Below are 19,633 nucleotides of genomic sequence, written 5' to 3'. Positions count from 1 at the left end.
CGAAGAGACCGCCGAGAATAGCTAGTCTGTCTTTCTGAGTTTTGCGGCAGGATCCGAAGACCTTGATTTATCGTCCAGCCCATCAAAACAGCGAAATTTTCACTGCCGGAAGGGCAACCGTGTGATGTTATCAAAGCCCCAGGCTCGTTCAACCAGGGCAGTGTGTTCCATCGCAAATCAAGCAGGAATTGCTTAGTGAGCACACCATCAGTGAAGTTTCTTGACGCACTGGAGTGCGGCTACACAGCCGCAAATTGCGCCCCTGAACGCGGCCTTCTGCTGGCAATTTCCGGAGGCGTCGACAGCGTCGCTTTGCTGCACGCCACCGTGGCCTGGCTGACTCAACAGTCGGGCTTCCCCGCGGAAAGCAATGGCAACCGACTGGTCGTGGCACACGTTAACCATCGGCTGCGTGGCGAACGCAGTGAGGCGGATGCGGAGTTCGTTGGCAGGCTGGCGGAACAGCTCGAACTTCCATTCGAGCTACTAACGATCGAAGAAGGCAGCCTGCAACTCAGCAGCCGCGGCTCTCTTGAAGAAGCCTGCCGGAAGGCTCGCTATCAGTTACTGGGTGAAACGGCCCAGCGTCTCGGCTTCGCCAGTGTCGCCACAGCGCATCACATGGACGACCAGGCAGAAACGATTCTGCACAACGTCATCCGAGGCACCGGGCTGCGAGGACTCGCCGGAATGCAGCCGTCTCGCCCGCTGCGCATCACCAGCGCAGGGAATTCCAGCCTCCGCCAACTAACTGAAGAGGAAAGTCCGGGACACGGCAAAAATTCGCCAGTCGCCCTCGTGCGGCCCATGCTAAACATCAGCCGCGCGGACATTGAAGAATTCGTTGCCATCCACAATCACGAATACCGCGAAGACCACACCAACCGTGAGTCAGCATTCACTCGCAACCGTATCCGCAACGAACTGCTCCCACTGCTGGCTCGCGACTTCAATCCTCAGGTGGCGAAATCACTAGTGTCGCTCAGCCAACAAGCTGCCTATGCCGCTCGCAGCCTGGACCGCCTGGCCGACGATGTGCTCAACAACGCCGTCCTCGAATCCAACCCAACAATCTGCCGCCTCGACGCCAGTCGCCTGCAAAAAGTTGAAGAAGAACTCCTCCGCCATGCGCTCGCCCGATTATGGACACGCCTGAACTGGCCTCGGCAAAAGATGACGTTCGCCCACTGGCAACGACTCAGTGCCGCAATCCTCGCTGGCCGCAACACGTCCTTCCAACTGCCCGGCGGGATTGACGCGATCCGCGAAGGAGACCTGCTGCGATTGACGGCGGTATCCGAATCTTCCTGAGGCGAGTCACAATCGACTTTCGCACGGGTCGATCACGTCCGGTGTACCGGCGGACTTAGTTGCCAGACGGTAGGCTGACCTATAAGGACCGGGAGGGCGAAGGCTTCACCTTTCCGGATGGATTAGCTGCGAGGCTTGCTTTCGCAGGCAAACAGGACTTCGCCGGTCTGCAGATCGACCACATAGTTGATTCCGGCTGTTTGTTTTGTTGCGGGAAACTGAATCACCATACGGTCGTGAGCCAGAAACAGGTTTGGCCGACCGGAATTTGGAAGCGGAGTACTCAGGGGAATCGTCTCAATATCGGCACCGCGCAGATTCAGGTGTACGATCTGCCGAATGGACGAAAACGAATTGCCATCATAGGGAGCTGTAAGACCGAACAGGCAATCATCGTCAGCGCTGTAGGCCAAAGAGACAACGGAGCCACTGTTTCCTTTCCGATGTGTGCGCGGGCGACCGGTGTCCAGATCGAACGACATCAGGTGATGCCCCCACAGATAAATTCGATTTCGACGACTGTCCAGAGCAATCGGCCAGTCTCCATGCATCTTCGGAAAGTCGCGAAGTTCGATCGGTTCGATAGTTCCGCTGACCGGATTTACCTTTGCCAGCCCGTAGTCATGCAACGTCAGAAAGGTGTCGTTGCGTGACGGGATGAGGCGATGGATGTCACCGGAGACCGGTTGCATAGTCTTTGCGTAAGGGCCAAAAACACAGCTGGTAGCAATCGAGTCTGTGCCGTGTTCAATTCGAACCAGGGTAGGCCACACAGCTCGGCAGATGTCGATTTCGAAATGGAAGGCGTGAAACCTGCGAGCCTCACATGCGAGATCCTTCAACAGGCTGCGCTGAAACATTTGTCGCCATAGAATTCTTTCCGGCCCGATCACGATCGGATCGGTGCCCGCTCCATAGGTCCCGGTTCGAGTGAAGACCGGCAATCCGGTGAGGGCTTTCAAGCGATTCTGAACGTGCTGCCAGGAGATCCCGTGATACGCCGAAAAATTCCAGGTTGTTAGCCCATCATCAGATAACCGCCCTTCCACCGGAACGCCGGCCGGGGACGCATTGACGAACTGTCGACTGTGCCCTGCAACGAGGATGCGCTGAATTTGAACGCCATCGGTCGCCTCGACAGACCAATGAACGGAGTCGTGGGCACAGACACACAGAACGATCGGCGAAGACGTGTCGGTCACTCGGACCGTTGCTCGGTCGTCGCGAGGTCCGCCACCTTCATACAGTCCGACAACGTGCAGACGCGGCGTGTCACTCGACGGGAACTTTTCCCCTGCGCTCATTTGTCGCACGCGCTCCAGTTGGCGACGAACTTCTCGTGATTTTTCTTGTTTTCCAAGAGACTCAAGTTCACGAACGTACCGTTCAATAGTGGCCATCGCCTGCTTCAGTTCAGCGGCAGCCTTGTCGAATAGATCCGGGAACACAAAGTCGGACGGCCTGTATTCATGTCCGGGAATATCAGGTTGCCAAGCCGATGGCAGGCCCAACGAATCGACAAATTCCTCGTCTGCGACAGACGGGATCAAACAAATAAGTATCGCCGCTACAAACCAGCAATATCTTCGCATGTGGAGACCTCCTGCGGAATACAGCGTTCTGCCATGCGAATTCGTTCGCGCCAATTCGAAACATTGTGTTAGTCGATGGAACCCGCCCGATGACGTGTGGCCGCGGTTGGACTGAGCGAAGTGAAGGAAACCCCGCTGTGCGCATCTGTGGCCCGTTCGGCTCATTGCAGCCAGATTCGAAGCGTCCGCCCAGCGTACCGGGGTTTCGTTCGTGCCTCACTCCAACCACCGGCCACCCGGCCAATGAGCATCGCGCCCAAGAACCGCCGACTGACGATTGATTGCCGTGCGCACGCTACTTCAGTCGCCGAAACATAAGCGTCTGCCGCATAGGTGGATTGATTCGACTTCGCAGGAATGCCTGGCTCAACGGCAAGCGAACCGTTTTCATCAGCGACAAATAAAACAGCCCGGCACAAGACTGTGCCGGGCTGTTTAGTTTTCAACGCGTCAATCGGTGTTTACTGACGCATTGCGACGTACGTCATCTGCGGAACTGAGCATTCCGCCACCAGTGGAAGCGTCTCAGGATTCGGCCGTTGTAGCGGCGGCCACTTCTTCGTCGACGTCTTCAATCTCCGCCAAAGTGATCGGCTTGTACCCTCCGATACTCTTGAAGTACAACAGTAGTAGCAGGAAGATCACGGCCATGGTGGCAGGGATCACTGAGTCTGCCACCAGAGTTTTGCGGTCCCCGGTGATTGAGGCCTGCAGCACCTTCTGCTCGTCTTCCGAAATCTCTGCAGCTTCAGTATCAATCTCACCCACCTTTTTACTGTCCAGGCCTGGAGACGGTTCAAAGAAGAGGAAGCGACTGGGTTCTTCAGCTTTGTATTCCGCGTATAGTTCAGCGTCTACTTCCTGCAATGCTTCGCCTGCGTACCGGTCCTTGAAGTAGCCGAGCCCCGGTGAGCCGATCAAACCGGCGGACATCATTCCAATGCCGCCCATAATACTGATCGCAACCGCACCTGTTCGAGGAAAGCGGTCACTGGCGACGCCCAGCATGGTTGGCCAAAAGAATGTCTTGCCGAATCCATAAATCGTCAGCGCGATCAATGCGTAACTGAACGATTCGATGTTGCTGGTCATGTTCAGACCGATGCACGCCATCACAGCACACACAAGCAACAGGGCGACAGGCGACAGGCCAAGTTTCGTTTCGATAAAGTGGGCACAGAATCGCAAGCCGAACATCACGGCGGAAGTGTAAACGAATAACATCTTACCCTGTTCAGATGTCAGGATGTTGCCTGTGATGTTCTGAATCCACCCGTCTGTACCAAGTTCAACAGCACCCACAAGTGCGTGTGTCACAAACAGAACGCACAGCAGCATAGAGCCGACCGAAAACTTTGTGATCGCGCCGATGCCAAGCAGCAACACAAAGCCGATACCATAGCCGACGTACTCGGCTGTTGCTGCCGAACCCACTAGTGGCTCCAAAACGCTGCCGAAGAATCTGGCCAGCAGGAAGCACACCACGGCTCCGCCCAGCAGGCCCACGTCTTTCAGCATCTCGCCAAGACTAAGTCCTTTTTCTGAGGCTTCCGACTTCGGCATTTTCTGGCCGAGAAACATGAGCCCGTAAACGACGGTTGGAATCAAGAACAGTCCCAACTGAATTTTCCAGCCGACTTTGTAGTAGTCATCCAACACCCAGCCCATGACGCCGCCCAGAATCATTCCGGCCGGCCAGCTTGCATGTAGGATGTTCAGATAATGGGTTCGATTGTTGGGGAAAAGTGTTGCGACCAACGGATTCGCAACCGCCTCAAGCGTTCCATTTGCGAAAGCAAACAGGAAGGTGCCCCAAAACAGGAAGTTGTACGCCGTGTCCTTAGGCATTCCATCGGTTGCACCAAACGTCACAAATGCAGACACCACGTGGAAGACAAACGCGGCGACAACTAACCAGCCGTAGCCGATCTTGTCGGCAATCACGCCGCCAATAATGATTCCAAAGCAGAACCCTGTGAATCCGGCACCGCCAATGACACCAAGCTCACTACCACTGAAACCGTATTCCGTCCCCCAGTTATCAAGAATGCCTCCGCGAATGGCGAATCCTACGCCAGCCGCAAGGATCGCCGTAAATCCGGCCCATAACAAACGCATAGCGTTAGGGGTCACGCCCGGTGTGATCGTTGGTTCATCGCTCATTCAATGCGTCTCCTGGTTTGTGTCTGCTCGCCTGAGCCTGTCGATGCGGAAAGACCAATTAAAATTGTGTTCAGTTCGCGCGGGCACGATTGACTGGACACTTGGTTTGCGGGCCAGAGTCTAATCGTGCGGATTCACCGTTTCTACAGTGGGGGCGTTCCCTCCCTCATGAATACTGCACTTTCTTCAGGAATACACCGAATTAGCAATCCCGTGCATGCTCGAACTCAACCGTTTGGCAATTTAGACGTGGGCATCGACTTTGTTGAAAGAATCGCGTGTCGTGTCAGCTTGCCGTTGATTTTGTCGCTCAATGCGTGGCACATTTCGATGAAGCAGTCGACGGCTCGGTCTTCGTTTAGTTCGTGAGCTGTGAACTCCGACAGCGCCTCCTGACGCAGGATGGTGACGCTGTCCAACAGTTCCTGAAGCGTCTTCGATTCCTCGGGACCGCCTTCCCCATCGACTTCCATTTGAGCTCGTTCCAGTGCCAACAGTTCGCGAATGTAGCGATCGAGTCGATGTTCCTGGCTGCGGATCTGCCGTCGATTCCACCAACGATGCAGCAACCACGCGGCAGCTAGCAGTGACACGATAAATGAACGTAGCCCTTCGGTGCCTTCCACAAAATCGGGATTCAGCAGCGGCTTCAATCCGGGACTGTAAATGTGAGACGCCCCGGGATGCATTTCATATTCCGGCCGATCAGTTGCATACGACGTGCCGCCGGCAAACAACTCCGTCAGCCGATTGCGACGCTGGAAGCGGGCGTCGGAAATAATTTCTGTGACGACTTCCACAAGGCGAACTGGCGCATCTGTATCGGCCAGCAGTTGAGCCTGGAGCGTGACCGTCTGAAAATCTTCCGCCGGAACCATGGGAGACGTCTGGTAAAAGCCGGCCGGCACAGTTTCCAGCTTCAGCGAAGTGTGTCGACGAGCCAGCGATTCCACGGCGGGGATCGGCAACAGTTTTGCCGCGCCCGAAGTCAGTAACGTTGGCAGAACTGGCGCGCTGAGTCCACAGCACAGGATTCCAACGTTCACGTGACCGCCGCGAACCTGGCCAGGCAGATCGACGTAGCGGACGGACTGCACGTTGATATCGGCTTCGTTGATATTCAGATGATCCAGCAACAGCTTTGCCGCGGCATATTCGCCGGACAGTCGATGGTTACAGGACCAGACGACATCATCGGGCTCGGCCAATAGACCTACTTTGTCTTCCGCCGCACCAATTGGTAACAGGAATTCGGAGTACAGGTTGCTGACGAATTTCGCTGGCTCACCGCCCGAATCGCTTTGCTCATTGCCTTCCAGAATCAGCCGCGTGCCTGGCTGATAAAGCCCCAGATGAACTTCGTGCGATTCCAGCAGCTGTAGGTTTTCCAGCGAACCCTGAGTCTCGCGAACGTCAACGGGAATCCCCATTCGCAGCTGCAGTTCCTCGGCGATCCCCTCAGCCAATTGAGCATACCGCCCGTCTTCCGGCCCGGCCGCGATGACGACACGAGCCGGCAGCCGAGTGCGACTCCTGTAAGAAAACAGCAACACCAGCACGGCGACAACAACGATGGCACTCAACCACGGAACGCTGCCGTACCACGATGAACGAGGTTGCGGTAACGGCAGATTGTCGGGTGCTGAAGGCATTGGCTATTGCGCGCAATCGATCAACGCAGAACTCACGCAGCCGTGATTCGATTGAGCTGACGTGGCGCAGAAATCGGCGAGATACCCGCGCCGTGGATCACGAGGCATCCACGAGGGCAGGGCGGTTCGCCGTTGTTCCATTTCATCGGCGGACACATTCACTTCGATCGTCCCGGCGATCAGATCGAACGTAATTTTGTCACCGTCCTGTACGCACGCTATCGGCCCGCCGACAGCCGCTTCCGGTGCACAGTGGACACCGATGGCTCCGTGAGAAACTCCGGACACTCTTGTGTCGGAAATGAAGGCAACTTTGCCATCAAGTTCCGGCACTGCCAACGCGGCTGTCGCCACCAGAACTTCAGGCATCCCCGAAGCCACTGGCCCCCAGTACCGCAACACAATGGCGCTGCCCGGCTTGATGCGTCGTTCTTCGACGGCTTTCACAATCTCGCGAGGATCATCAAAGCAGATCGCCGTGCCTTCGAATTTCGGATTCTCCATGCTGGACACTTTGAACACGATTCCGTCCGGAGCAAGATTGCCGAAGCAGATTTGCATGTCAGCAAACGGCTTGTAGCAATTATCTTTATCAACAATCAAATCCTGACCGTCCGGCGGAGCAGGGACGTCTACGAGATTTTCGGCCATCGTCTTGCCAGTCACCGTCAGGCATGATCCGTCCAACAGCCCTGCATCCAGCAAGTGCTTCAACAGCACAGGCGTCCCGCCAATGCGATGCAGGTCGACCATCGTGCGTGGCCCGCGCGGAGCAAAGCTGCAGAGCACGGGCGTGTCGCGAAAGATCTGCTGAAGATCCTTCAAACCGAAATCCACTTCTGCTTCTCGAGCCAACGCCAACAGATGCAGTACGCCATTGGTCGAACCGCCTGCCGCCGCAATTGACACAGCCGCGTTTTTGAAGGCTGCTTTGGTGAGAATGTCGCGTGGACGAATGTTGTTTTCTAACAGCAGCTTCAACGCGGCTCCTACACGACGACACTCAGCCCGCTTTTCGGCATCAATCGCGGGAATCGAGCTACTCGACGGCAACATCATTCCGATCGCTTCACACGCGATACCCCACGTATTAAACGATGCGGCAATGCCACAACCGCCGGGCCCTGGGCACGCCGTTCGCAAGATTGCGTCGCCTTCTTCGGCCGTCATTTCGCCGACAGAAACCGCTGCCTGAGAATCATAGACATCCAGAATGCTGATATCCTTGCCGTTGTGACAGCCGGGCATGATGCTGCCGCCGCTGACAATCAAGCCGGGGTAATTTGTACGAGCCAACGCCATCGCAAAGCCGGGGCCGTTTTTGTCGCAGTGGTGCATGCCAATTAAGGCGTCGTAGCAATGCGCCGTCACGACACACTCAGCACTGTTGGCGATTAGGTTACGAGAGGGCAGGCTGGCGTTGCCGCCTTCGTGTCCCTGAGACAGGTTGTCGCTGACGCCTGGCGTCCCAAACGGAAACGCCAGCATGCCGACTTCTTCGCAGCCCTTCTTCAATTCGCCGGCCAATTCGTAGGCGTGAACGTTGCAGGTGTTACCTTCCAGCAGCGGGACTCCAATGCCAACCTGAGCCTTACCAAAGTCGGCTTCGGTCAGTCCGAGTGCGTAGTAAAAAGCGGTGACGCCTTTCTGCCATCCGGCGGTGAGTTGCGTGCTGTTCCAGTTAACGGGCATGAGTGGAGAGGGTTTCTGGGTGGAGGTTTTAGGGACGCGAGCAGAAAAACAATCGGTATTCTGTGATCTGAAACAACGCAAACGCTGCAAGAAAGTGGACCGCTAATCGACGGCCATAAGACAGTATCCATCAGCAACCAACGGGAGCGGCAACGACTAGCGCGAGCGTCAGCTCGAAACCGCCGGCGGTTGGCACCGACTACTTCAGCGGCTTGATGCGAATGTTGCGATACCACGCTTCGCCTGGCGGACCGCTGTGGATTTGCACGGCCACTTTTCCGGTCAGCGGAATGTCTTTGTCTTCTTCCGTGTAGTCAACCGTTTGCAGGCCATTGATCCAAAGTTGAATGCGAGGCCCTTCGCAGCGAATGCGATAGTCGTTCCAGTCGTCTTTCTTCAACACCTTGGCCAATTCGTCCGCATCCGGTGCCGCCAGAATTTTGCGACGCCGTGATTCGTCGTACAACGCGCCCCAGTACTTCTGACCGAGATCCGCCTGGTAGCCAATCATTTCGTGATGGTCGGGAATGCGTTTGCTGCGAATTTGAATGCCAGCATTCGTCTGCTCACCAATCAGCTTAAACTGCAGCCGCAATTCGAAGTCACCGAATGTCTTGTCGTGAGCAAGGAAGAAGTTGTGCGGAATTTTTTCATTCAACTGCCCACCCACAAGACTACTATCTTCGATGCGGAAAACGGTCATGTCTCCGTTCCACCCCTCGGCCGTTTTGCCGTCGAATAAAGGAGTGAACCCGTCTTCCGTTTTCGCAGCCGATTCGTCGTCGGCACCAAAGACGTTCGGCGAAGTTATTGTCAGGCCGGTGGCTATGACGACAGTCGAAACGACTAGCAAGCGTGAGCGAAGCATTCGTGGTGACTCCGTGAAGGAATTTATTGGCCAAGTGTGGCGGAATTCTGACAGGTGCCGAGTTGAGTCGAAAGTGTATCGATAAAAACGGCCGGCGGAATGCAGGCTTTCGGCAGATCCATTGACGGCGCTATCCCGAAGCGGTTACTCTGAATAGTCCCTCCCACCCAGACCTTCCTGTTCTCGCCCCCATATTTTGTTCGCGCAGCCTTACCCCGCGCGACGTCCTTCCTCAGGTTTGACGACATGTTACGTCGATCGCCGCTTCAGGCCGTTAGCCAGTCGTTGTTGCTGTTTGCGGTTTTGCAGGCATCTGCATTGGCTGCCAATGAACCGCTGACGTTTGAAAAACATATCCGGCCCATCTTTCGAGCTCACTGCTTTGACTGCCACGGAGCCACCGATGAGATGAAGGGCGGCCTCGACCTGCGCCTCGTTCGGTTCATGCAGCGCGGTGGCGAGAGTGGAGCAGCGATTGAACCCGGTCATCCGGACGACAGCTACCTGATCGACCGCCTGCGCAATGGCGAAATGCCGCCCGGCGAAGGTCGTGTTCCGGAAGAAGAAATCGCGATTCTGGAACGGTGGATCGCGGAAGGAGCCCAGACGGCTCGGCCAGAACCAGAATCGATCGGGCCGGGGCTGGGGATCACGCCGGAAGAACGCAGCTTCTGGTCGTTCCAGCCGATCCAGCGTCCCGAAATCCCAGCAGCCGAATCCTTCGGCACAGCCGCCGATATTCGCACGCCGATCGATGCACTGGTCCTGAAGTCGATGCCTGACGGAATTGGTTTCTCACCGGACGCTGATCGTCGCACGTTGGTTACCCGAGCGTACTTCGACCTCATCGGCCTGCCACCTTCGCCAGAAGAGATGGCAGCGGCATTGCAGGATACCGAGGCCGATTGGTACGGCAGGCTGTTGACGTCGCTTCTAAATTCGCCGCATTACGGTGAACGCTGGGGGCGGCATTGGCTGGACATCGCGGGCTATGCAGATTCGGAAGGCTACACCACCCAGGATGCCGAACGGCCGTGGGCATGGAAGTACCGCGACTGGGTGATTCGATCACTTAACGATGACAAACCGTTCGATCAGTTCATCACCGAACAGCTCGCCGGAGACGAGCTGGCTGGCCCAATCAGCGGCGACCTCACCGAACAACAGATCGACCTTCTGACCGCAACCGGCTTCCTTCGCATGGCGGCCGACGGCACAGGCAGCGGAGCGGACAATGCCGAATCTCGCAATCAGGTGATGGCCGACACGCTCAAGATTGTCGGCACGTCACTACTAGGACTCAGCGTGCAGTGTGCTCAGTGCCACGACCATCGCTACGATCCAATCCCGCACACAGATTACTTTGCACTGCGAGCCATCTTCGAACCGGCCCTGGACTGGCAGGCGTGGAAGAACCCGAATTCGCGCCGAATTTCGCTGTATACGAAAGCCGACCGCGAGCGAGCGGCGGAACTGGAGGCTCAAACAAAGTCCATTTCGACAGAACGAGCCGCAAAGCTTGCGGAGTTTATGAAGCAGGCGTTGGAAACTGAGCTGAAGAGATTCGCTGAGCCGCTGCGGTCGGAACTTCGCACCGCTTACGAAACGCCCAACGACAAAAAGACCGACGAACAAAAAACACTGCTCGACCGCAATCCCAGCGTGAAAATCACGCCCGGAAATTTGTATCAGTACATCCCGGATTCGCGACCGGAACTCGCGAAGTTCGACCAGAAGATCAATGAAATTCGAGCGAAGAAGCCGCCGGAAGAATTTCTGCGAGCACTGGTTGAGCCGCCCAATCATGTGCCGGAAACAAAGCTGTTTTTTCGAGGCGACCATCAACAGCCGAAGCAAACAATTCTGCCCGCGGGCTTAAGCATCACAGCAGCAGAAGGCGAACAACAGGAACTGCCCGTCAACGATGACGAACGTCCCACCACCGGCCGCCGACTGGCGTTTGCAAGATGGCTGACAAGTGGGAAGCACCCGTTGCTGGCGCGAGTCATCGTGAACCGTGTTTGGCTACATCATTTTGGCAAAGGGCTTGTCGAAACGCCTGCCGACTTCGGTAAGCTGGGCGTTCAGCCGAGCAATCCTGAGCTACTGGATTACCTGGCTGACGAATTCATGCAGCAAGGCTGGAGTCTGAAAAAACTGCATCGCCTGATCATGGCGTCCACCGTCTGGCGGCAGACGGCAGAAACCGGCAGTGACCCCGCGTCAATGCAGGCATCAGCGTATGAATTTACTCACCGCCGCCTGGTGCGTCTTGATGCCGAAACCATTCGCGACCGCATGCTGGCAGCATCAGGCCAGCTTGACCGGCAGCTGTATGGCCGCCCCATCGCGATTAAAGAAGATGAAACAGGGCAGGTCATCGTCAACGGAGATCAGAAGCGTCGCAGCATGTACATTCAGGCTCGCCGAAGTCGCCCCGTCGCCATGCTGCAAACCTTCGACGCACCGGTGATGCAAACCAACTGCGAAGTCCGGCCGGTGTCGACAGTGGCCACACAATCGCTGATGCTGATGAACGGTGAATTCACCTTGTCGCAGGCAGCATTACTGGCAGAACGAGCAGCCAAAGAGGCCGCCCCGGTCGACGCTAAGCTGCTCGCTTCACTTCCGAAAATCACGACTCCGGCGACCAACTGGAGCTACGGTTTCGGCGACTATGATGAGGCAACCGATCGTACTGGCAGCTTCACCAAGCTGGCTCACTTTGTGGAAGGTCGTTGGCAGGCGGGTACAACAGTGCCAGACTCAACGCTCGGCTACGTGTTCCTAACGGCCGCTGGAGGACACCCGGACGTCCCTGGTCGAGCCACCATTCGTCGCTGGACTTCGCCAACAGATGGCACGGTATCGGTGACCGGCACGTTGGGCCACGCCTCAGAAAACGGCAACGGAGTCCGCGGGCGAATCGTTTCCAGCACGTCCGGTAAAGCGGGCGAGTGGTTGGCCTTTCATAATTCAACGGAAACGCCTGTCAAAGAAATCACCGTTGCGGCGGGCGACACAATTGACTTCATCACAGGCAGCAATGGCAGCCACACGTCTGATGGGTTTTCATGGGCGATCACAATCACGTTGAAATCGGACGGCCAGCCAGTTCGCACCATCGTCGCCGCCGAAGAATTTGAAGGACCGACCGATAACCCAGACGCGATTCCCGGCCAGATTGCGAGAATCTGGCAACTCGCCTTTTGCCGCCCACCAACTAACGACGAATTTCAACTCGCGGCGACGTTTGTCAACAACCAAATCCAAACGCTACACGACAACAATGCGAAGCTGCCCGACGGACGAAGCACCGTGCGGCAAGCGATGACCAGCCTCTGTCAGTCGCTGTTTGGTTCGAATGAATTCCTGTACGTGGAATAACCAATGTCCGAACAAACACACGTCTACGATGATCAACATAACCGTCGAGCATTCCTGCGCCGCGGTTCGCTGGGAATAGGTAGCCTCGCGACCGCGTGGCTGCTTAATCAGGACGCAGCGAAGGCCAAGCCGCCGATGGTTGGCGTCGAACAGCATAACTTCGACCTGCTGCCGAAACAGCCACCGCTGGAGCCCACGGCCAAGGCCATGATCTCGCTGTTCCAGCACGGCGGTCCCTCGCACATGGACCTGACCGATCCCAAACCGGAACTCACCAAATACGACGGGACAGAATACAAAGGCGACATCGTCTACAGCTTCGTCAACGCCGCCAGCAAAAAGCTGCTCGGCACACGCTGGAAGTTTCGACCTCACGGCGACTGCGGCACAGAATTTTCCGAACTGTTGCCTCACACCGGCAGCATCGCCGACGACCTCTGCCTGATCCGCAGCATGCACACTGGAGCCAACGGGCACGAGGTTTCTATTCGCTACTTTCATGGCGGCATCCCCGCCGTTCTTGGCCGACCACACTATGCATCGTGGCTGCTTTACGGGCTGGGTTCAGAAACTCAGAACCTGCCGTCGTACATGGTCCTGACGGATCCCGGCGGTCACCCCGTCGACGGCGTTAACAACTGGTCCAGCGGCTTCATGCCTCAGTTATTTCAGGGCACGGTACTGAGGCCCAAAGAACCTCGCATCTTAAACCTGGAAGCCCCACCGTATCTGCAGGGAACTCCACAAAGACAGAACCTCGACCTGCTGCAGACGTTGAACCGAAAGCACGCCGAACGCTTTCCCACCGAAGCCGACCTCGAAGCACGCATCGCCAGCTACGAACTCGCTGCCCGCATGCAAACGGCCGCACAGGAGGCGTTGGACATCAGTAAAGAAACTCAGGCGACGCAGGAACTGTACGGTATCAACGAAGACGCCACTCGAGAATACGGCACGCGATGTCTGATTGCTCGCCGACTGGTCGAACGAGGCGTGCGGTTCGTGCAGCTGTTTTTGGCTGGCCAGCCGTGGGACAATCACAGCAATCTGGTGTCCGCGTTGCCGTCCATCTGCCACAAAACAGATAAGCCGGCGGCGGGCCTGGTAAAGGACCTGAAGCAGCGAGGCATGCTGGACGAAACCATCGTTCACTGGGGTGGAGAAATCGGCCGACTGCCGGTGACTCAGGATCAGGGCGGGGCGGCCAAGCATGGTCGAGACCACAACGGGCAGGGATTCAGCATCTGGTTCGCCGGCGGCGGCTTCAAGCCCGGCATGGCCTACGGAGCGACCGACGAGTTCGGTCACAAAGCCGTCGAAAACACCGTCACCCCCAACGACTACCAGGCAACCCTGTTCCGACTGTTCGGCCTCGACTACAACGAACTGGTCTACCACCACAACGGCCAAAAACAGCTCGTCACCGCCGGCCGTTCCGCGAAAGTCGTCGACGCGATCCTGCGTTAAGCCCAAACCAGCAGACAGCATGGCAGGCTCGTGCCTGTCTTCCTCGCTGCGGTACACCTTGTGAGACAGTAAGGCAGGCGGGAGCCTTAGATTTTACCACAAATCACAGGTAAAAATCACAAACGGTTATCAGTGAACGCTTTGGGTTTGCGTGAAAACCGCAATTGTTTGATTTACAAAATCAGGCAGTTGTACCGCGTGCCAATGTCACGTCCATACTGCTGCTGATCAAACACGCCGGGTAGCGTCCAAAAACAAAAGGCACTTGAATTACATCTGTACTCCGCGTGTTCCCGCCCCCACGTCTGCAGTTCAGTCAGGCGACTCCTCAAGCCTAAACCTGTTGTCGGAAAGCTTCAACCTCACAATGCTGACTGGCCTGCCTTCAACGGACCGACGCAAGGCGTTAACTGTCCTGGTCGTCGCCTTTGCACCAATGAGAATTCGCTTCAGAGCTTCGGGCGGATAGTCAAGTGGCGCATTCGAAAGACTGGAAGCTATTCTCCATTCCTTTTCATATCGCCACTCGCGAGCTTTGATAAGGAGGAACTTTTTGAGTTCGAACAGGTCTCCGAATTCTCGTACGCTAGGCGCGACCGTAGGCATCTTTATTTCGTAGCTGACTTGGCATAGCAGCTGACGGAATGGCGAATATTCTGTTGAATACTCAAGGCAGAATCCCTTATGACTATCTGCGTAATGACTCCACATTAGAAGATTCTTAGGCAATTCCGAGAAGCAAGTCACTCCTTCAGCACCAGACAATTGCCTACGGAAGTAGATATCACTTGACGACAACGCCGCTGAATTCGATGTAGCCCCCTCTTCCTCGACAAAGTCTTGAGCAAACTCCATCGTCTGATCAAAGTCAAAGTTAAGGAGTGCATCGTAAAAACAATCTGCCTTAACATCATCAGGCCGATTGTGGAACATTGCCCCTGCACAATCAAATGGATCATTGAATTTCGAGGGGTGGGACAACCAGAGCAAGCTCCTCTCAACGTTTTCGACGTTCCGTTTCTTAGGAGCCTGATAGCGGTAGATAACAGCGGGAGCTGACATTCCTGGTCCCGTATCGTTGACAGTGCAAATTGGGTAACGACCTATACTCTCAGTCGTAGACAACCGATGCCGCCGACCGATTCATTCAGTTGGGGACTACACCAAGCACGACAAGGTACAGTATACCTTGTCCGTAGCACGCTCGATTCCCTGTCCTGACATGCGCGAGATTTCGACCAAGGAAATGATCTACGACGACCGATCGTTCACGAACCGGTCGACCGGGCGTGATGAAAATGCGAAACCGAAGCCCGGCTTCTCAAAAGCCTGGCCTTCACGCCAGTCAAACAAGCAGCTCGCTAATCGGGCCGTGCGACGGGTCGGCAACGGGCGTGTCTCGGCCGCCGATGTCGAACGAACCGAGCGAGTCCATTCCTACGGCCGACAGGTAGGTGTGGAAGAGGTGGCCATGGTCGACCTCGCGGTCGCTCACTTCCGTGCCGTTCGCATTCGTCGCGCCAATGATCGCTCCTGACTGAATGCCCGCGCCGCCGAGACAAACCGACCACGCCTTGCCCCAATGATCGCGACCATAGCGAGCGTTGATGCGTGGCGTGCGGCCGAATTCTGACATCACCACAACCAGCGTTGTTTCCAACATGCCTCGGTCACTGAGATCCCCCATGAGCGCCGAGAATGCTCGGTCGAATTCGCCCATCTGTTCCAGGTGGAAGTTGAAGTTTTCGTTGTGTGTGTCGTAGTTGGAATGTTGAATTTGTACGAAGGGAATGCCGTTTTCCAGCAGCCGACGAGCCATCAGGCTGTGGCGGCCCAACTGAGAATCGCCGTACTTTTCTTTTTCTGAGGCTGGTTCTTTTTCGACGTCAAACACGTCTCGTTTTTCCATCAACTGTCGCGCCTGTTCGAACGTTTCTGTGTACACGTCCGTTTCGGCGGTGCGTCGTTTCTTCTGGAAACGTTCGTTGGCTCGCTGACGGAATTTGTTCCGCATGATGTCGATATCTTCCGTCAGATTGGAAGGGCGAGCCGAGTTGGCGGGCGGTTTGCCGTTGATTCCTACGCTGGCATACTTCGGGCCCAGATACGCCGCATCGGAACCTCGAGAACCGCCACCCACTTTGATGTAGCCCGGCAGTGGATTATCGCTGCGTTCCAGCCCCTTGGCGCAGACGGCACCAAGATGTGGATATTCCTGCCCCGGCATCTGGTTGCGACCATGCACCATTTGGTAACGGCCCTTGGCATGATCGTTGTTATTCGTGTTGATGCTGCGTACCAAAGCCAGCTTGTCCATGTGAACGGCGGTCAACGGCAACAGCTCAGAAATGTGCATGCCCGGCACGGCCGTTGGGATGGCTCGAAACGGGCCGCCGGTGTCAGTCTTTGGTTTCGGATCCCATGACTCCAGCTGACTGACACCGCCTGCCAAAAACACAACCAGCACACGCATTTGTTTGCGGTTGAGTTCCGCTGCAGCCAGCGGATTCGTGAGCGCGCCCAGGCCACCGGCGACGAAGCCGCCAGCCATCGTGCCCAGAAACTGGCGACGAGCGAAGACGTGTTCAGGCGAGTTGCAGGCATAGTTGGCTGTCATCGTGCTGTTCCCTTAATACTGAAAACGAAATTCGGCCGAGGTGATCAACCCCCATGCCAGTTCCTGAACCGCTTCCTTCTTCGCGTCTCCACGAGCCGCAAGGTAGTTGGCGATGTCGTCAATTTCTTCTGTCGTCGGCTTGCGGACCAGCGTGGCGAGGTAAAGTTCTTCCGCAAGTTCGGCCGGAGTTCCCAGCTTCATCAATCGTCCGGTCAGGTTGTTACCCGACGGATTCAACCATGAACGAACGGGGCCTCCGTTGGCGAAGTACAAAGCCTGATCGACCGTGGCAAAGAAATCGTCCTGTGGCTGCCCAGCTTCCGCAGCAAACAACGCGACGAAGCTGGTAACCGTGGCCTGCAGCATTTTAAACGCGGCAGCCTTCGCCTCAGCGTGCCGCTGCGAAACAACAGCCGGATCCTTTTGCTGCTCGGCGGTCAGTGGCTTTGCTTTGTTTTGCTTCGCCAGCTCGACGGCGATGTGAATATCGATCTGCCCGGTTGTCTGCAGAATGCTCCACGCAAGTTGCTCAGCCGACAACGATTCGATCGGCGCCTGGTGAAACTGATTGGTCGCACCTTCAGTGACCACTGTGTGTGATTCATCCGCTTGAGCCTGCAAGGCCGCCAGTTGCTGCTTCAGTTCATCAAGCTGTTTGGCAGCGTCAGCCGCCTTTTCCCCGGCTGCGTCAGCCTGCTGTTGCAGCGTGTCGGCCGTGGCTTTCAGCTGTTCGATCTGCTTTTCAGAATTGGCCAGTTCCTGATTCGTCTGGTCGATTTCCGCCTGAGTCTGGCCCATGATGGCAGCGGTTCGCGTCGACGATGCAGCAATTGTCTGAGCCACAGCGTTTAACGATTCGTCCGACAACGCGGCCGCCGCAGCATTCAGATTGCTGAGCGATTCTGACAAAGCCTGGCTGGCCTGCTGACGTTGCGAAAGCTGAGCAGCCAATTGCTTCATGTGCTGCTGTGTCGTCTGAACGGTTGCTTCGGCGTCGGCCATGGTCTTTCTGACCGTGGCCATTTGTTGTTCGGCAGCGCTGGCGGCTTCTGAAGCGGCCAACTTCTGTTGCTGAGCTTTCTCTGCATTTGCCACCGTGAGTGGAAGCTGCCTGGCTGTTTCGGAAATCGTCTGCAGGCTCTCAACAAACGCTGACTCTTTTTCAGCATGAACGACGCGTTCGTAAGCGCGTTCTGATGCGGTCCATGACTTCACAAGGATGGCTCGATGCTGCCGCATTATCTCTTTCAGTGGCGTCAGCTTTTCCCGTTCGGCGATTTCAGCTGCGTTCGATTTAGCAAGAACCGCTTCCGCGGCGGTCTCCGCTTTGGTTGCTGCATCCAGTTCTTTCTGCAGCTTGACGGTTTCCGCGGTCACCTTGTCACCGCGAGACTTCAGTGTAGCCAACGGGCCGGCCAATGACTCAGTGTCTTTGAGTAGCTCAGCCGCCGCTTGAGCCTGCGTCAACGCGTCTGCCAGAGTGCTGGCGACGTTTTGCTTCGCAGTGAGGGCCGCTTGTTTGGCCTGCCGCGCTGTGGCGGCCGCATCTCGCTTTGTTGCCGCCGCTGTCGCCGCCGCTCGAGCCTTCGCCCATGCAGCGCGGACGGGTTCTGCTTTGACAATAGCCGCGTCCAGAAGCTCAAGAGCTTCTTCTGCCTGAACGTCCAGCTTCGCAGACTCTTCATTGGCCGCTTCGCGCTGCTGTTCCAGTTTCTGAATCGCAGCCGCCAGAGCTTCCTGCTGAACTGTTGTGGAATCGTCGATACGGTGCGAACGCTGGTAGATTTCGGTAAGCAGCAACTCACGCAGGAACGGTTTGACCTGGAAATTCATTGCGGCGAATTCTTCGGCCAGCAGGTCCATCAACTGCGGGTTGGACGGCGGATTCGAAGAATGATGCATGTCGACCGGATGCACGAGGCCTCGGCCCATCACTTGAGCCCAAAGTCGATTGGCGATGTTGCGTCGAAAGTACGGGTTCTCACCGCGCTGAATCACTTCAGCGAGTTTCTGGCGAAGACTGAACTTCGGTGCTCCCGCGACCGTCTTGGTCGGCCGTACTTTGTATTCCTCGCCCGCTGGCATCACGGGTTCGGTGATCTCAACCTCGCCGGGTACTCGTGGAGCAGTAAACGATTCGCGTTCGGTAAACACAGACTTGAAGGGCGATACACCATCGGCGGATTCTGAAATCATCGCCGGCTTCTTCTTGTCCGGTTGCAGCAGCGACGAACGACTCATGAAAGCGAAGACACCGTGATAGTCTTCCTGCTTGTAATCTGCGACGTTGGGATGATCGTGACATTGAGCACACTGCAGATCCATGCCAAACAGCATGCGACTGATTTCTCGAGTCAGCAGATTCGGTTCGACGTCTCGTTCCAGAAGAAACGCAGCCGCCGGGTTTTTGCCCTTCGACGTATCGGCGACAATTAATTCTGCCGCCAGTTGGTTGAACGGTTTGTCCTGTTCAAAACATTCCTGCAACCACGCACGAAATTCGGCCGACTTGATGTGCTTGCCACCTCGGCGTTCCATCAGCATAACGTCAAACACAGTGGCCATGTGTCGCGAAAAGTCGTCGCTGTTCAGTAACCGGTCCACAAGTTGAGTACGGCGATCCGGGGACTTGTCTGCCAGTAGCGCGCGAGTTTCTTCGATGGAAGGAATGCGTCCGGTGGTGTCCAGATAGATTCGTCGAGCAAACGTAAGATCGCTGACGGGGCCAGCCACTGGACCGATCGCAGTTTCGTTAAAGACGCGGTCAATGCGCTGATGCAGCGGGTCTTCAGCACAGACATGATCCGTGGTGAGACAAACTGCCGCTGCGATAAAAGCGAAGCGACAGGAAAGCAGTCGGACGGTGGGTGATGCGTACATGGTG

The 19,633-nt window shown here is 56.3% G+C and carries 11 protein-coding genes; 3 read left to right on the top strand and 8 right to left on the bottom strand.

All coding sequences use genetic code 11. The features are described 5' to 3' along the window. Nucleotides 1-195: 195 nt before the first annotated feature. A complete protein-coding gene (gene tilS, locus Fuma_RS29230; RefSeq protein WP_158521176.1) occupies nt 196-1,311 on the top strand; it encodes a tRNA lysidine(34) synthetase TilS in 1,116 nt (371 codons plus the stop codon). Nucleotides 1,312-1,433: 122 nt separating this feature from the next. Here tilS and Fuma_RS29225 read toward each other — a convergent pair whose 3' ends face one another. The 5 genes from Fuma_RS29225 to Fuma_RS29200 form a co-directional block, all read right to left on the bottom strand. Next, the gene (locus Fuma_RS29225) at nt 1,434-2,903 is read right to left on the bottom strand and encodes a hypothetical protein (protein WP_145944441.1); all 1,470 of its coding nucleotides are present in this window, start codon (nt 2,901-2,903) and stop codon (nt 1,434-1,436) included. A 525-nt stretch (nt 2,904-3,428) separates the two neighbouring features. Beyond that, nucleotides 3,429-5,066 (bottom strand): MFS transporter, encoded by a 1,638-nt coding sequence (locus Fuma_RS29215; protein ID WP_083732407.1) that lies wholly within the window; start codon nt 5,064-5,066, stop codon nt 3,429-3,431. 227 nt (nt 5,067-5,293) lie between these two features. Further along, nucleotides 5,294-6,718: a TAXI family TRAP transporter solute-binding subunit gene (locus tag Fuma_RS29210; RefSeq protein ID WP_077027224.1), complete on the bottom strand. Its 1,425-nt coding sequence runs from the start codon at nt 6,716-6,718 to the stop codon at nt 5,294-5,296. A gap of 3 nt (nt 6,719-6,721) precedes the next feature. Continuing rightward, nucleotides 6,722-8,410 (bottom strand): dihydroxy-acid dehydratase, encoded by a 1,689-nt coding sequence (gene ilvD, locus Fuma_RS29205; RefSeq protein ID WP_077027223.1) that lies wholly within the window; start codon nt 8,408-8,410, stop codon nt 6,722-6,724. A gap of 199 nt (nt 8,411-8,609) precedes the next feature. After that, on the bottom strand, nt 8,610-9,278 hold the full coding sequence (locus Fuma_RS29200; protein WP_083732406.1) for a 3-keto-disaccharide hydrolase: 669 nt from the start codon (nt 9,276-9,278) through the stop codon (nt 8,610-8,612). A 246-nt stretch (nt 9,279-9,524) separates the two neighbouring features. Here Fuma_RS29200 and Fuma_RS29195 point away from each other — a divergent pair, with 246 nt between their 5' ends. Together Fuma_RS29195 and Fuma_RS29190 are read left to right on the top strand one after the other, a co-directional pair. Next, nucleotides 9,525-12,665 carry a PSD1 and planctomycete cytochrome C domain-containing protein gene (locus Fuma_RS29195; RefSeq protein WP_077027222.1) on the top strand — a complete coding sequence of 1,047 codons (3,141 nt, stop codon included), beginning with the start codon at nt 9,525-9,527 and terminating at the stop codon, nt 12,663-12,665. Between the two features lie 3 nt (nt 12,666-12,668). Beyond that, entirely contained in the window at nt 12,669-14,132 is a 1,464-nt protein-coding gene (locus tag Fuma_RS29190) for a DUF1501 domain-containing protein (protein WP_077027221.1), read from the top strand. A 312-nt stretch (nt 14,133-14,444) separates the two neighbouring features. On the opposite strand, the gene Fuma_RS29185 is transcribed toward Fuma_RS29190, so the two are convergent. The 3 genes from Fuma_RS29185 to Fuma_RS29175 form a co-directional block, all read right to left on the bottom strand. After that, entirely contained in the window at nt 14,445-15,194 is a 750-nt protein-coding gene (locus Fuma_RS29185) for a DUF2971 domain-containing protein (RefSeq protein WP_077027220.1), read from the bottom strand. 283 nt (nt 15,195-15,477) lie between these two features. After that, nucleotides 15,478-16,749 carry a DUF1501 domain-containing protein gene (locus tag Fuma_RS29180; RefSeq protein ID WP_077027219.1) on the bottom strand — a complete coding sequence of 424 codons (1,272 nt, stop codon included), beginning with the start codon at nt 16,747-16,749 and terminating at the stop codon, nt 15,478-15,480. 12 nt (nt 16,750-16,761) lie between these two features. Beyond that, nucleotides 16,762-19,629 carry a DUF1549 domain-containing protein gene (locus Fuma_RS29175; RefSeq protein WP_077027218.1) on the bottom strand — a complete coding sequence of 956 codons (2,868 nt, stop codon included), beginning with the start codon at nt 19,627-19,629 and terminating at the stop codon, nt 16,762-16,764. Nucleotides 19,630-19,633 lie beyond the last annotated feature (4 nt).

The organism is Fuerstiella marisgermanici (genome assembly GCF_001983935.1).
Classification (GTDB): domain Bacteria; phylum Planctomycetota; class Planctomycetia; order Planctomycetales; family Planctomycetaceae; genus Fuerstiella; species Fuerstiella marisgermanici.
This window is presented reverse-complemented; position numbering and strand designations above follow the sequence as displayed.